The sequence below is a fragment of the Micrococcoides hystricis genome, from assembly GCF_042434215.1.
GTDB classification, from domain to species: Bacteria; Actinomycetota; Actinomycetes; order Actinomycetales; family Micrococcaceae; genus Micrococcoides; species Micrococcoides hystricis.
In genome coordinates this window covers 289,510-304,149 of sequence record NZ_JBHLUB010000032.1, presented here as the reverse complement: position 1 = coordinate 304,149, position 14,640 = coordinate 289,510, and the positions used below count along the sequence as shown (strand labels likewise).

The following is a 14,640-nucleotide window of genomic DNA, read 5'->3' as shown; positions in this document are numbered from 1 at the left end:
GAATCAGCATAGTAGAGACGGGTAAACTAGTAGCCATGGCTCAACGCAAGTCCCCCTTTTTTGACACCGCGACGACCCTTGGAAAAGTCGTCGCATTCTTCGGAATCAGCGCGCTGGCAGGCGTGTTGGTCGCCGGGTTGTTCACCCCATTGGCGGCCGTCGTCGGTGCCGGTGCGACCACCGCGAGCAGTGTTTTCGATGAGCTGCCTGCGGAGCTTGAAGAGGAACCCATGTCCCTGCCATCGGAAGTTTATTCAGCCGATGGCAAACTTATGGCAAAGTTCTTCGAAGAGAACCGCATCCCGGTGAAAATCGATGACATTTCGGAGAACATGATCGACGCGATCGTCTCGATCGAGGATGAGCGTTTCTACGAGCACCACGGCGTTGATGGCCAGGGCCTTGCCCGCATCGTCGTGCACAACCTGACCTCGGACACCACCCAGGGTGCCTCCACGCTCACGCAGCAGTACGTGAACAACCAGCTGATTAACGCCGGTTTCTTGCGTGGGGAAAAGCGGCTGACCTACTCCGGTACCAAGACCGTGGGAGACAAGCTGCGCGAAATGAAACTTGCGGTGGCCGCTGAGAAGCAGATGTCCAAAGAGCAAATCTTGGAGGGCTACCTGAACCTGGTGCTGTTCTCCCGGACCACCTACGGCGTTGAGGCTGCGTCCAAACTGTTCTTCAGCAAGTCCGCTAAGGACCTGACTGTCCCAGAGGCCGCCCTGCTGGCCGGTATCGTGCAGTCCCCGGGCGCACACGATCCGATTTCCAACCCGGAAAGCGCCAAGAACCGTCAGAACCAGGTACTGCGAGCCATGTACCGCAATGACAAGATCACCAAGGAAGAGTACGACGAGTACGTCGCCGCTCCCCTGAAGCTGAAGTACTCCGAGCCGAAGCAGGGTTGCTTCAGCGCGAACTTTGGCCCGTATTTCTGTGACTATGTTCGCCGCCAGATCCTGGCCGATAAGACCTTCGGAAAGGACGAAGCTGCCCGTGAACGTCTGCTGTACCGCGGCGGTTTGAAGATCACCACCACACTGGATTCCCGTTTGCAGAAGATGGCCCAGAAGCAGGTGGAGAAGTCCGTCCCGATCGGCGATAAGTCCGGTGTGGGCGCCACCCTAATCTCGGTTGATCCGAAATCCGGTGACATCAAGGCCATGGCTCAGAACACCAAGTTCGCCATTGATAAGAAGCGCGGTTCAACTGCCGTGAACTTCAACGTGGACAAGAAGTGGGGCGACTCCGGTGGTTTCCAGGGTGGTTCTACCCTGAAGCCATATGTTGCCGTCGCCTGGCTTGAGTCAGGCCGCACCATGGGCACCCGCGTGAACGCCCAGCGTGACCACTTCCCGCAGTACGACACCTGGAAAGCCTCCTGTGCTGACGGCGGTTCCATCCAGATTCTGGATAACAACGGTTGGAAGGTCAACAACGCGATCGGCAACATGAAGAAGCCGATGACCATGGACTACGGCCTGTACTGGTCGATTAACACCGCCACCGTCAATGCTGCCAAGGAACTGGATCTGTGCAAGATCACCGGCGTGATGGACCGTGTTGGGCTCCACCGGGCCGATAACCAAGAAGGCATCGACCCGACCACCCCGTCCTTCCTGCTCGGCGCGCAGCCAATCGCCCCTTTGAGCCAGGCCACCGGGTTCGCGACCTTCGCTAACGACGGTAAGCGTTGTAATCCACGCGCGATCACCAAGGTGACCGACGCCGCCGGAAACAGCTACAAGGTGCCTGCCAAGAAGTGCGAGAACGTCATCGATTCTGACGTTGTGGCACAGCTGAACACCACCATGAAGCGCATCGCCTCAGACCGTATTGCCCAGGGCGCCATCAACTTCCCGATCGCCGGTAAGACCGGTACCAACGACAACGAGTCCTCCACCTGGTTCGTCGGCTACTCCAAGGGCCTGTCCACCGCCGCCTGGGTTGGCCGTACCACCGACATCAAGTCCATGGTCGGGCTGAACATCAACGGTGTGGTCTTCCGCGACGTGTGGGGTTCGATCATCGCCGGTCCAATGTGGACCCGCTACATGACCGAAGCCGGCCCACTCTATGACACCGGTGCCTTCACTGCCCCGCAGAAGAAGGTCCGGATCAGTGAGCCGTCCACCCGTCAGGATTCTGATTCCAGCAGCGACAGCAACGACGACTCAGATTCGACGAACTCGCAGAGCAGCAACGCTGACGCCGATAACTCCACGCGCAGTGAGCAAGCCTCCGAGGCCAGCAGCGAGTCGAGCCGTCCAGCGAATGAGAATCGGGGCAGCTCGCAGCAGAACTCCTCAAACAATGGGAACCAGTCCCAGAGCGATAACCGTTCCAACAACAATCGGGACAACAACCCCGGCCGCTCCCGCAACAACGACTAACCAGCGCTAGGTCACTCAGACCCTAGCGTCCCCCGACGAAAGCAGCACACCCCTATGAAGTCCGCACCCAGCTCACTGACGACCACCGTCAAAACGGCTGGGGCAGGCCTCTTGGCTGGTGTTGCTGCCGCGGGTGCGTCCCTGCTGGTCCGGGCCACCTACGAGCACGGGCGCGCCCTCGCCGAACGCGGTTTCACCGTTCGACACGAAACCTTCCCCGTGCTCTCCCCCGGCGCGGAGCCCATCAAGGTCCTGCATTTGGGCGACATTCACCTCACCCCCGGCCAGCACCACAAACTCGCTTGGCTGAAAGCACTGGCCGCGCTGGAACCAGACGTGGTGATCAACACCGGCGACAACCTCGGCCACCCGGAAGTCAACGCCGAACTGTTAGACGTATTGGAGCCACTACTCGCCGTTCCGGGAGTCTTCGTGCCCGGCTCCAACGACTACTACGCACCCATCAAAAAGAACCCGCTGCGGTACTTCCTCACCCCCGCCGCCAAGGTCGGTGCCAAAGATGATCACCCGGTGCTTCCGTGGCAGGAACTCTTCGCCGGGTTCAGCCGAAACTGGTTGGATCTGACCAACCGGACCGGCCGCCTGCAGATCAACGGCACAGAATTACTCTTCTCCGGTGTCGATGACCCGCACCTACGCCGGGAAGCGTTCCCAGGCTTTCCGATCACCGGGCGGGAGTCAGCCAAAACCGGCCGGGCCCCGGTGCGTATCGGCGTGCTTCATGCCCCCTACCAGCGGGTCCTGAACCAGATGACGGCCCAGCGGGCTGATGTTCTCTTTGCCGGACACACCCACGGCGGTCAGATCTGCCTACCCGGTTCCCGGGCCCTGGTCAGCAATTGCGATCTACCGCCCTCCCTCGCCTCCGGCGCTACCCACTGGAACGCAACCGATGCGACCGGGCAGCAGCGCTCCGCCTGGTTGAACATCACCGCCGGCATCGGGTCGGCACCCACCGTGCCCCTGCGGTTCTTCTGCCCACCCGAAGCCGTGCTTGTCACCCTCACAGCCGGGGCTGAACCGAGTGCTCCATGATCGAATCGATTCGCCGGCTTGGCCGGTACATGGAGGGCTTCGCTAAGTACTGGATCGCCGGTCTCATCGCAGCCCTCGGCGGCAGCATTGTCGCCCTGCTCATCCCGCAGATCATCCAACGCACCCTGGATGAGACCCTCCAGACCGGGGCCGACGTCTCCGGTCTCATCAAGATCGTCCTGCTGGTTCTGGGCTTGGGCATCCTTGAAGCGCTGCTGGTCGCGGCTCGACGCTTTGCCGTCATCCCGGTCTCCGGCCGGATCGAACAACGAGCCCGGCAGTCCCTCTACGAGCGCCTGCAAATCCTGCCCATCAGTTTCCACGACAAGTGGGAATCCGGTCAGCTGCAGTCCCGGGCCGTCGCAGACCTCGGTTTCCTCCGCCGGTGGATCGCCTTCGGATCCCTGCAGATCGTGGTCGTGTTTGTCACCATTGTCATCGGCTTGGTGCTCATGTTCTCCGCATCCTGGCTGCTCGGATCCCTCTACCTGCTGTACGCCATCCCTATGGTGTTCAAATCCCTGAAGTTCCGCGACGAATACCGCACCGTGTCCCGCCTCTCCCAAGACCAAGCCGGGGATCTGGCCACCACCGTGGAAGAAGCCGTCCACGGCATCCGGGTGCTGAAAGCATTCGGTCGCGGCAAGCACGCCCTCAAACACTTCGGCGCCCAAGCGGACCAGCTCAAAGACACCGAAGTGCACAAGGCCTCCGTCATGGCGAACTATCTGCTCATCGTCATGATCGTCCCCCGGGCGCTACTAGCGATCGCCCTGTTCGTGGGCATCTGGCAGGTCGCCCACGAACAGCTCAGTGTCGGCGCGCTGGCCGCCTACTTCCTCACCGCTGCCATCTTGGACGGACCGGTGGAAATGCTCGGCATGATGCTAGGTATGACCATGACCGCCAAGACGGCCATCGACCGGCACTTTGAAGTCATGGATTCCGAGACCACCATCACCGACCCGGACAAACCAGTTGCGCTGCCCGAACGCAGTGGCGCACCCCGGCTCCAATTCGAGCACGTGACGTTCAGCTTCCCCGGCACGGACCCAGCAGAGGCTCTGCTGAAAGACATCGACTTCACCGTGGCCCCCGGCTCCACGGTGGCCTTGGTCGGTGCGACCGGCACCGGCAAATCCACGCTGCTGCAGCTGGTGCCGCGCCTCATCGACCCGGTCTCCGGGGCCGTGCTAATCGACGGGGTGAACGTCAAAGACCTCTCGCTAACCCAGTTACGCACACTGGTGTCCATCACCTTCGAAGATCCCACCCTGTTCTCCTCCTCCATCCGAGAAAACGTCCTGTTGGGCGCCGGGTTCGACGACCTGCATAGCCCGGCAGCTCACGCCGCACTCGTCCAAGCCCTCGATACCGCCGAGGCGGGTTTCGCCTACGAGCTGCCCGACGGTCTGGACACCCGCATCGGGGAAGAAGGTCTCTCCCTCTCCGGCGGGCAACGTCAGCGCCTAGCCTTGGCCCGGGCCATCGCAGCCAACCCCGGCGTCCTGGTGCTTGATGATCCGCTCTCCGCCCTCGATGTTCGCACCGAGGAAAAGGTCAGCGCCAAGCTGCGTGAGGTCCTAGCGAACACCACAACCCTCATCGTCGCCCACCGCCTCTCCACCGTGGCCTTGGCCGACCACGTCGCGTTCCTCCACGAAGGGGTCATCGAGGACTTCGGCACCCACCAACAGCTCTTGGCGCGCAACCGGCGCTACCGCGATGTCATCTCCTCACTGCCGCAACACAGCGACGATGAGTTCGACGATGCCGATCTTGATGACCCCGCCACCAACCAGAGGGGGCCGCGAGAATGACCCAGCAACATCCAACCCCCTCCTCCCTGCACGGGGTCGCCGGAGAAGACCGTCTAGATCTGAGCAAGGACGAGCAACGCTACGTGCGCCGCCGCTCCTGGCGGCTCTTGGGCCGGCTCGCCAAACCGGTACGCAAACAACTGATCCTGACCATGGTCACCGTCATGGCCTCCTCGGCCATGCGTGCCTCGTTCCCCCTCATCGTTGCGCTCGGCATCGACTGGGCGTTGCCCCTGATGGTCGCCGGCAACAACGGACCCGCCTTCCTAGCGGCGGGCGCGTACTTGCTCGCCGGCATCCTCGCCGGCGTTCTCACCGCCTGGTACACCGTGCTGACCGCGAAGCTGTCCCAAGCCATGCTGCTGGATTTGCGTTTGATGGTCTTCCGGCACACCCAGCGCTTAAGCTTGGAGTTCCACGAAACCTACACCTCCGGCCGGGTGATCTCCCGGCAAACCTCAGACCTAGAGGCCTTGCGTGAACTCCTCGATCAAGGCGTTGCCGGGCTGGTAGCAGGTTTCATGACCATGGCCTTCACCGTGGCCAGCGTCTTCATCCTCGATGTCCCGTCCGGGTTCGTGGTCCTCACTGCCATTGTCCCGATCTACTTCATCACCCGCTGGTACCAGCACCGCTCGAGCATCCAGTACCGTTCCTCCCGGGTCACCAGTGCCCGCATGATCGTCCACTTCGTGGAGACCATGACCGGGATCCGGGCGGTCAAAGCGTTCCGCCGTCAGCAGGCGAACAATGTTCGCTACGACGAGCTCACCAACGCCTACCGCAAGAACAACATTGCCGCGCTGATGCTCAACAGCATCTACCAGCCCACCCTGCTGGGCATCGGCAACATCATGGTCGCCGCCGTCCTGTTGGTCTCCGGGCTGCGCGTGCTAGACGGTAACCTCGAACTTGGTGTTCTCATCGCTTTGGCAATGGCCACCAAGCGTGTCTTTCAGCCCTTTGAACAGCTCACCCAGTTCTACTCGGCGTTCCAATCCGCCACCGCGGCACTGGAAAAGGTCTCCGGTCTGTTGGAAGAAGCCCCCTCCGTCACACCGCCGAAAGACCCGCAACCGCTGGCTGCCCCGGCCGGGGCCATCGACTTCACGCAGGCCAGCTTCGGGTACGGAACCGGCCCGGAAATTTTGCCGAAATTCGATCTGCACATTCCGGCCGGCCAGACCGTCGCGATCGTCGGCTCCACCGGTGCCGGCAAATCAACGCTGGTGAAACTCATCGCTCGGTTCTATGACCTGACCAGCGGTTCGCTGACCTTAGACGGCGTCCCGATCAACCGGCTCTCAGATGAAGATCTGCGCCGGGCAGTGGTCATGGTGACTCAGGAGTCGTTCCTGTTCTCCGGCAGTATCCGGGACAACATTGCCTTAGGAAAACCGGAGGCCAGTGACGAAGAGATCGTGTTGGCCGCACGCGCCGTGGGCGCCCACGAGTTCATTTGTGCCCTGCCGGATGGTTACGACACGGATGTGAATAAGCGCGGCGGGCGGCTCTCAGCCGGCCAGCGCCAGCTGGTTTCCTTCGCCCGGGCTTTCCTCGCCGATCCGACGGTGCTGATCCTGGATGAAGCCACCAGTTCCATGGACTTGCCCAGCGAGCGTTTGGTGCAGGCGGCCCTCGACCAGCTGTTGGGCAACCGGACCGCCGTGATCATCGCTCACCGGCTTTCCACGGTCGCGAATGCGGACCGGGTGCTGGTGGTGGATGCGGGCCGCATCGTCGAGGATGGTTCCCCGGCTGAACTGATCGCCGCCGGGGGCCGCTTCGCACAGCTGTATCAGGCGTGGGAGGAGTCCCAGCAGCAGGAGAACTAACCCCTTGTGGTTAGGCGGTGAACTTCCGTCCGGTCAGCTGTTCGTAGGCTTGAACGTAACGATCGCGGGTCTTCGCCACAACTTCTCCGGGCAACGCCGGTGGTTGTTCACCGGAGTTCTTGTCCCAGCCGGAAGCGTCACTGGTCAGCCAGTCACGGACAAACTGCTTGTCGAACGACTTCTGTGACTTGCCCGGTGCGTAATCGTCCGCGTCCCAGAACCGTGACGAGTCCGGGGTCAGCACCTCATCACCAAGCGTGATCTCGCCGGTGGCCGGGTCCGCCCCGTACTCGACCTTGGTGTCGGCTAGGATCAGACCGCGAGCGCGCGCGATCTCCTCGGCTGCCGTGTATAGCTTCAACGTCTTTTCCTGCAGTGCGGCCGAGACCTCTTCGCCGACCCGCTGAATCATCTGCTCGTAGGAAATGTTCTCGTCGTGCTCGCCCACCTCGGCCTTCGCCGACGGGGTGAAGATCGCCGGTTCCAGCTTTGATCCGTCAACCAGTCCGGCCGGCAACGGCAGGTCGCAGACGGTGCCGCGGTCGTTGTATTCCAGCAGCCCGGAACCGGTGAGGTAGCCGCGGGCGATGCACTCGATCGGGTACATCTCCAGCTTCTTCACGACCATCGCCCGGCCGGAGACCTCGGCGGGCACGTCGGTGGAGATCACGTGGTGGCGCAAAGTCGGATCCTGCTCCGCCAGCACCTCGAACCACCACAGGCTCAACTGGGTCAGGACCTTGCCCTTGTCGGTGATGGGGGTTTGTAGCACAAAGTCGAACGCGCTGATCCGGTCACTAGCAACCACTAACAGGCGGTCATCCAGCTTCGGGTCGGTGGGCGCATACAGGTCGCGGACCTTACCCGAGTAGATGTGCTGATAGCCCGGCAGCTCTACAGCCTGCTCACCGAGGTTGTCGATCGGGTTGGTGCTCACTGAGATGTCCTTCACGGTTAGTTGGCAGTGGGGATGACGATCTGCCCGGCGATGGCCTTGGCCGCGATATCGGTACGGTACTGGCCGCCGTCAAGGCCGATCTTCTCGATCCCCGCGTAGGCTTTCTGCTGTGCTTCAGCCAAGCTGGCGCCTTCACCGACCACGGAGAGGATGCGGCCGCCGTTGGCGATCAGCTCACCATCCTCGTTCGCCGCCGTCCCGGCATGCAGCACGGAAACATCAGCCATGGACTCAACTTCGTCCAATCCGGTCAGCACCCCGCCCTTGCGCGGGGACTCGGGGTAGCCTTCGGCCGCTAGGACAACGCCGACCGCGTAGTTTTCTTCCCACTGGAGCTTGGTGCCGGCGGCCAGGTTGCCTTGGGCGCAGGCTGCCAGCACGGAGGCAAAACCGGACTGGGGTTTCAGCCGGGCCAAGACCGGCTGCGTTTCGGGGTCACCGAAGCGGGCGTTGAATTCGATCACTTGAATGCCTTTGGCGGTGACAGCCAGCCCGCAGTACAGCACCCCGATGAAAGGCATGCCGCGCTGGCGCATCTGCTCGATCGTCGGTTCGGCGACCTTGGCCACAACCTCGTCGACAAAGTTCTCCGGCAGCCAATCCAGCGGGGTGTAGGCACCCATGCCGCCGGTGTTGGGGCCCTCATCGTTATTGAAGATACGTTTGAAGTCTTGCGCCGGCGTCAAAGGCAGACAGTTATCCCCGTCAGAGAGGACGAACAGGGAAACTTCAGGGCCGTCGAGGAATTCTTCGATCACAACCTGCGACGAAGCGGTGAAACAGGCGTTCGCGTGGGCGAGCGCCTCGGCCCGGTCGCTGGTCACCACGACACCTTTGCCGGCAGCAAGCCCATCGTCCTTGACGACGTAGGGGGCACCGAACTTATCCAGTGCGGCGGCGGCCTCTTCTTCGGTGGTGGCGACCACGGAGCCACCGGTTGGCACTCCTGCTGCCGCCATCACATCTTTGGCGAAGGCCTTGGAGGATTCCAGTTGCGCGGCCGCCTTGGACGGACCAAACACGTCAAAACCGGCATCGCGCAGCCCATCGCAGACACCGGATGCCAGCGGGGCCTCCGGACCGACGACGACCAGATCGACGTTGAGTTCCCCGGCCAGCTCCACCACAGCGTTGGGGCTTTGCGCATCGACCGGGAAAACCTTCACATCGGTAGCGATCCCCGCGTTACCCGGGGCGGCAAACACCTCGGTCACCTCAGGGTCTTGTTTCAGGGCACGAATAATGGCGTGTTCACGGCCGCCGGGGCCAAGCACAAGTACTTTCACGCCCTCAAGCTTAGCCTAGGGCCGAAGCTGGCGGCAGCTTAAGAACCGTCTAAACTAGCTGTGGAGAACCACACGTGAGGGAGCTAACAACCAGTGCAGGATGTATTTACCGCTGACGCCGCAGCAGAGCTGGCCGTGATCACCCGCGGCGGACTCGTCGAGTCCCGTCACTACGGGGCCGCCGTCGTTGTGGACCCCGCCGGCAACCCGATCTTCGAACTCGGGGACACCACCACACCGGTCTACCCGCGCTCCAGCCTGAAGCCGTTCCAAGCCATCGCCTCCCTACGCACCGGGGTGCTGCTTAACAGTCAGCAAACCGCCCTCGCCTGCGCATCCCACACCGGGGCCACCATCCACCAGCAGGTGGCCCTGAGCATGCTCTCGGCCGCCGGGCTATCCGAGGCTGACCTTCAATGCCCCACCGCGTGGCCTGCGGACAAGACCACCCGCCGCGAATGGACCCTCAGCCAACGCCAACCCAACCAGCTGGCCTTCAACTGTTCCGGAAAGCACGCCGGTTTCCTTGCCGCCTGCGTCCATGCCGGCCTAGACACCAACACCTACCTGGAGCACGAGCACCCGCTGCAACAATCCGTCCTTGAGGTGTTGACCGAGTACGCCGGGGTGGCGCCGGAACACGTCTCCACTGACGGCTGCGGTGCACCGGCCCCGACCCTACCGTTGCTGCCCCTGGCCAAAGCGGTCAGCCAACTGGCCACCGGCAGTGAGCCCGCCGCCCAGCAGGTCTTCTCCGCCATGCTCGCCCACCCGGAGCTGGTTCAAGGCCCCGATGCGGAGAACACCGTGGTCAGCCAACGCCTCGGCATCCTCGCCAAGCTCGGGGCCGAAGGCGTCCTCATCCTCGTCACCAAGGATGGCCATGCCGCCGCCATCAAGTCCCTCGATGGCGCCCACCGGCCCACCACCTTGGTCGGGCTGCGCCTGCTAGCCGCTGCCGGGGCGTTGGAACGCACCAGCGTAGACGCCGTCTTGGCGGACATCTTGCCGAAGATCACCGGCGGAGTTGAAGCCATCATCGTGGGCCAGGTCGAACTGGGCCGTGACGTCCTGACCGCTCTTTCCTAAACCATGTCCCCTGCACCTAAAGCCTCCGCCACCCCGCGCCGCCGAGTCCCCATCGCCGATGGCATCGCAGCGGTTCAAACTCTGCGCGCCCAGCTCAACACTGCCGCCACGGACCCGGCTGACATGTTCACGGGCCTGCCCCGCCAGGTCACAGCCACCGCAGTGCGCTACCTGTTGGAAGAGCTCGCCGCACGCGCCCCGGGGAACGCGGTGGAGATTCGTGTCCCACCGTTTGGGGTCACCCAAGCGGTGGCCGGGCCCCGGCATACCCGGGGAACCCCACCGAATGTGGTGGAGATGACCCCGGCGGTGTTTCTGGCCGTCGCCCTGGGTCTGGTTCCTGCCGAGGACATCTGGGATTCCATCACCGCTTCCGGTATCCGCGCCGATCTGCGTCAACTGTTCCCCCTGGTGAATCCCGCCCACCCAGACCCGGTTCGGCGGGAAGATTAATACCGGATAAACTAGTTTGCATGAGTGAGCAGCACCAGGTCCCCTTAGATCCACTTTCTGAACCGATCGAAACCGAAATGACGGTTCGACGGGCACCGCGGATCTGGCCCTTCCTGATCACCGGAGCATTGCTCGGCGTGCTCGTCGCAGTGCTGGTTGTCACCATCGGTGGCACCGCAGAGAACTACACCACCGGCGGTAGCATCGGCTACTTCTCGGTGATCTTTGGAATTATCGGTGTGGGTCTGGCCGGGGTCGCGTTCATCATCGCGGACCGCCGCAGCCTGAAGAAGGCCACCACCGCGACCGCCCAAGCGGTCGAAGCTGAACCTGCGAAAGTGGAAGAATAACGCACATGGCTCGTGGCGATGGAATGCTCAATCATGACCTCCTCGATGAAGACAAAGGCCCGAAAGACGAATGTGGTGTCTTCGGTGTCTGGGCCCCAGGTGAAGAAGTAGCCAAACTCGCCTACTACGGCCTGTTTGCCCTGCAACACCGCGGCCAAGAATCCGCCGGTATCGCCGCCTCCGACGGCACCCGCATCAACGTCTATAAAGATATGGGCTTGGTCTCCCAAGTCTTTGACGAAACCACCCTGAACACCCTGACCGGGCACATCGCGGTCGGCCACTGCCGGTATTCCTCCATGGGCTCCAAGAAGTGGTCAAACGCCCAGCCGACCCTCGGGGCCACACCAGAAGGCGGCGCTGTCGCCATGGCCCACAACGGCGCCTTGACCAATAAGAAAGACTTGGCGGCCAAAGTCCGGGACTTGCTCGGTGACAAACCTGCCGGTGAGATCGCCCAAGGTAATGACACCGACACCGCGCTGGCCACCGCCCTGATGGGCGCGCAGGAAGATGTTTCCCTCTTCGACGCGGCCATGAACCTGTTGCCGCAACTGAAGGGCGCCTTCTCCTTCGTCTTCATGGACGAACACACCCTCTACGCGGCACGTGACCCCTACGGTGTCCGCCCGCTCGTGCTCGGCCGGCTTGAGCGCGGCTGGGTCGTTGCCTCCGAACAGCCCGCCTTGGCGACCGTGGGCGCCTCATTCATCCGCGAGGTCAAACCGGGTGAGTTGATCAGCATCGACGAAGACGGTATCCGCTCCGAGATGTTCGCCGAACCCAACCCGGCCGGCTGCATCTTCGAATACGTGTACCTGGCCCGCCCGGACGCCTCCATCAACGGCCGGAACGTGTACGAATCCCGCGTGGAAATGGGCCGCCAACTGGCCCGAGAAAACAAGGCCGACGCGGACGTGGTCATCCCCGTCCCCGAGTCCGGCACCCCTGCGGCGGTCGGGTTCGCCGAAGAGTCCGGGATCCCCTTCGCCCACGGATTCGTCAAGAACTCCTATGTGGGCCGCACCTTCATTAAGCCGTCGCAGACGCTGCGCCAGCTGGGTATCCGATTGAAGCTGAACGTCCAAGAGTCCGTGGTGCGCGGCAAAAAGGTCGCCGTGGTGGATGACTCCATCGTCCGCGGCAACACCCAGCGCGCCATCATCCGGATGCTCCGCGAAGCCGGCGCAGCCGAAGTTCACGTGAAGATCTCTTCCCCACCGGTGAAATGGCCCTGCTTCTACGGCATCGACTTCGCCTCCCGCGCAGAGCTGATCGCCAACGGCGCCACCATCGAGGAGATCACCAAGTCCGTCGGCGCTGATTCGCTGGCGTTCATCTCCGAAGACGGCATGATCGAAGCCACCGAGCAGCCGCGCGCCAAGCTCTGCACCGCATGCTTCACCGGCGAATACCCGATTGACCTTCCGGACCAAGGCATCACCGCCAGCCGCGGCTGCGAACCCGGCCCGGATGCCGAATACGAAGACCTCGTCGCCGACGACCCGGCGGCAACCACCCCCTGACAGCACACCCCTGTTCCGGGGTCCCGCACCAGCTAGAGAAGCTTCAAGAAAAGGACTGTTGATGTCTCAGCCGCAAACGCCAGAGCAGGCAGAACACGTAATCACCTATGCCGAAGCCGGCGTTGATGTCGAGGCCGGCGACCGGGCCGTCGAACTCATGAAGGGCGCCATCAAGGCCACCCACACCGCTAACGTGGTGGGCGGGGTCGGCGGGTTCGCCGGGCTCTACGACGCCTCCGCGCTGCTGAAGTACCGCAAACCGTATCTGGCCACCTCCACCGACGGGGTCGGCACAAAGGTCGCCATCGCCCAAGCCATGGACATCCATGACACCATCGGTTTCGACTTGGTCGGTATGGTCGTCGACGACATCGTCGTGGTCGGTGCCGAACCGGTCTTCATGACCGATTACATCGCCTGCGGCAAGGTCGTCCCGGAACGTATCGCCGCCATTGTCTCCGGCATCGCCGCCGCATGCCAGGTCGCCGGCACAGCGCTCGTGGGTGGGGAAACCGCCGAACACCCTGGCCTACTGGGCGAACACGAATACGATGTGGCCGGCGCTGCTACCGGCATCGTGGAAGCCGATGAGCTGCTCGGCCCAGACCGGGTCAAAGACGGAGACGTGCTCATTGCCATGGCCTCCTCCGGGATCCACTCCAACGGCTACTCACTGGTGCGCCGGGTCATCAACCACGTCGGCTGGTCGCTGGACCGGGAGGTCTCCGAACTCGGCCGCACGCTTGGCGAAGAGCTCCTCGAACCAACCACCGTCTACACCGCAGACTGCCTAGACCTGATCCGCACCTTCCCGGGCGATGTGCACGCCTTCAGCCACGTCACCGGTGGCGGTCTGGCCGCCAACCTAGCCCGTGTCCTGCCGACCGGGCTGATGGGCGTTGTCGAGCGTGACACTTGGTCGCTGCCTGCCATCTTCTCCCTCGTCGGCCAGGCCGGCAATGTGCCGCTGGCAGATTTGGAACGCACCCTGAACTTGGGCGTGGGCATGATCGCCGTGGTGGACGGCGCGATCGCCAATGACGCGGTCGCACACCTGAACAACCGCGGCATGAAGTCTTGGGTACTGGGTCAGGTTGGCCCGGTGACCGACGCTGCTGCAGCCGCCGGTACCGACTTCGTCCAAGGCGCCAAGGGCGTCGACGGTGGTGCCGTACTCATGCAGGGTAACTACGCCAACTAGTCTCAGCCCAATTCTTGGTGACCCGCCGATGAGGATCCTGCTGACCGGTTTTGAACCGTTCGGCGATCAAGCGCAGAATCCCACCGCGCAGATCGCCGAAGAACTAGTCGGATGCACCATCGGTGGGTCTTCTGCTGCCGGGACGCCCGCGCAGTCTGCCACCATCGTCTCGGCCGTGCTTCCGGTCGAGTTCGCTGCGGTGGGCCTCGCCTTGGAGCACCTGCTGCAGACCCATCAGCCTGAGCTCGTGCTGTCTTTGGGCTTAGCGGCCGGCACACAAGCGCTGCGTTTTGAACGGGTCGCGATCAACCTGATTGATGCCCGCATCCCGGACAACGCCGGCGCCCAACCGGTAGATGTACCGGTGCTGCCCGGTGCGCCTAACGCCTACTTCACCACCTTGCCAGTGAAAGCAATGGCCGCCGCGGCCCGGCCCGTAGCCGCCACGACGCTCTCATATAGTGCCGGCAGCTACGTGTGTAATGCGCTCATGTTCCACGCGCTCCACGCCACCAGTGTTAGTGCGGTTCGTGCCGGATTCCTGCACGTACCCACAGCCGACGTCATTCCGGTGAAGACGGTTAGCGCAGCCGTGGTGAGCGCGCTGGAAGCTGCACTGACCACGCTCTCTGACGTGGCTGAACCCGGCGGCTCGATCTACTAAGCC

Annotated in this window: 12 protein-coding genes; 10 read left to right on the top strand and 2 right to left on the bottom strand. The window is 62.9% G+C overall.

The window, feature by feature from the left end; translation table 11 throughout:
* The first annotated feature begins 35 nt into the window (after positions 1-35).
* The 4 genes from ACFFFR_RS11685 to ACFFFR_RS11670 are packed head-to-tail and all read left to right on the top strand — an operon-like array spanning position 36 to position 7,110.
* Positions 36-2,399 (top strand): transglycosylase domain-containing protein, encoded by a 2,364-nt coding sequence (locus tag ACFFFR_RS11685; RefSeq protein WP_377460660.1) that lies wholly within the window; start codon positions 36-38, stop codon positions 2,397-2,399.
* A gap of 54 nt (positions 2,400-2,453) precedes the next feature.
* Positions 2,454-3,455, top strand: coding sequence for a metallophosphoesterase (locus ACFFFR_RS11680; RefSeq protein WP_377460658.1), 1,002 nt, complete (start codon positions 2,454-2,456; stop codon positions 3,453-3,455).
* The gene (locus tag ACFFFR_RS11675) at positions 3,452-5,275 is read left to right on the top strand and encodes an ABC transporter ATP-binding protein (RefSeq protein ID WP_377460656.1); all 1,824 of its coding nucleotides are present in this window, start codon (positions 3,452-3,454) and stop codon (positions 5,273-5,275) included. Before ACFFFR_RS11680 ends, ACFFFR_RS11675 begins: the two co-directional genes overlap by 4 nt.
* A complete protein-coding gene (locus ACFFFR_RS11670) occupies positions 5,272-7,110 on the top strand; it encodes an ABC transporter ATP-binding protein (protein ID WP_377460654.1) in 1,839 nt (612 codons plus the stop codon). Before ACFFFR_RS11675 ends, ACFFFR_RS11670 begins: the two co-directional genes overlap by 4 nt.
* 10 nt (positions 7,111-7,120) lie before the next feature.
* On the opposite strand, the gene ACFFFR_RS11665 is transcribed toward ACFFFR_RS11670, so the two are convergent.
* Positions 7,121-8,047 (bottom strand): phosphoribosylaminoimidazolesuccinocarboxamide synthase, encoded by a 927-nt coding sequence (locus tag ACFFFR_RS11665; RefSeq protein ID WP_377460652.1) that lies wholly within the window; start codon positions 8,045-8,047, stop codon positions 7,121-7,123.
* Between the two features lie 17 nt (positions 8,048-8,064).
* The gene (gene purD / locus ACFFFR_RS11660; protein ID WP_377460650.1) at positions 8,065-9,354 is read right to left on the bottom strand and encodes a phosphoribosylamine--glycine ligase; all 1,290 of its coding nucleotides are present in this window, start codon (positions 9,352-9,354) and stop codon (positions 8,065-8,067) included.
* A gap of 93 nt (positions 9,355-9,447) precedes the next feature.
* On the opposite strand from purD, the gene ACFFFR_RS11655 reads away from it, so the two are divergent.
* The 6 genes from ACFFFR_RS11655 to ACFFFR_RS11630 all read left to right on the top strand — a co-directional run bounded on the left by ACFFFR_RS11655 (position 9,448) and on the right by ACFFFR_RS11630 (position 14,637).
* Positions 9,448-10,443, top strand: a complete 996-nt coding sequence (locus tag ACFFFR_RS11655; protein WP_377460648.1) for an asparaginase — start codon at positions 9,448-9,450, stop codon at positions 10,441-10,443.
* 3 nt (positions 10,444-10,446) lie between these two features.
* Entirely contained in the window at positions 10,447-10,896 is a 450-nt protein-coding gene (locus ACFFFR_RS11650; RefSeq protein WP_377460647.1) for a sterol carrier family protein, read from the top strand.
* Positions 10,897-10,916: 20 nt separating this feature from the next.
* Positions 10,917-11,246 carry a hypothetical protein gene (locus ACFFFR_RS11645; RefSeq protein ID WP_377460645.1) on the top strand — a complete coding sequence of 110 codons (330 nt, stop codon included), beginning with the start codon at positions 10,917-10,919 and terminating at the stop codon, positions 11,244-11,246.
* A 5-nt stretch (positions 11,247-11,251) separates the two neighbouring features.
* Positions 11,252-12,772, top strand: coding sequence for an amidophosphoribosyltransferase (purF, locus tag ACFFFR_RS11640; RefSeq protein WP_377460643.1), 1,521 nt, complete (start codon positions 11,252-11,254; stop codon positions 12,770-12,772).
* Positions 12,773-12,833: 61 nt separating this feature from the next.
* On the top strand, positions 12,834-13,973 hold the full coding sequence (gene purM, locus ACFFFR_RS11635) for a phosphoribosylformylglycinamidine cyclo-ligase (protein WP_377460642.1): 1,140 nt from the start codon (positions 12,834-12,836) through the stop codon (positions 13,971-13,973).
* Positions 13,974-14,001: 28 nt separating this feature from the next.
* Positions 14,002-14,637 carry a pyroglutamyl-peptidase I gene (locus ACFFFR_RS11630; RefSeq protein ID WP_377460640.1) on the top strand — a complete coding sequence of 212 codons (636 nt, stop codon included), beginning with the start codon at positions 14,002-14,004 and terminating at the stop codon, positions 14,635-14,637.
* The last annotated feature ends 3 nt before the right edge of the window (positions 14,638-14,640 follow it).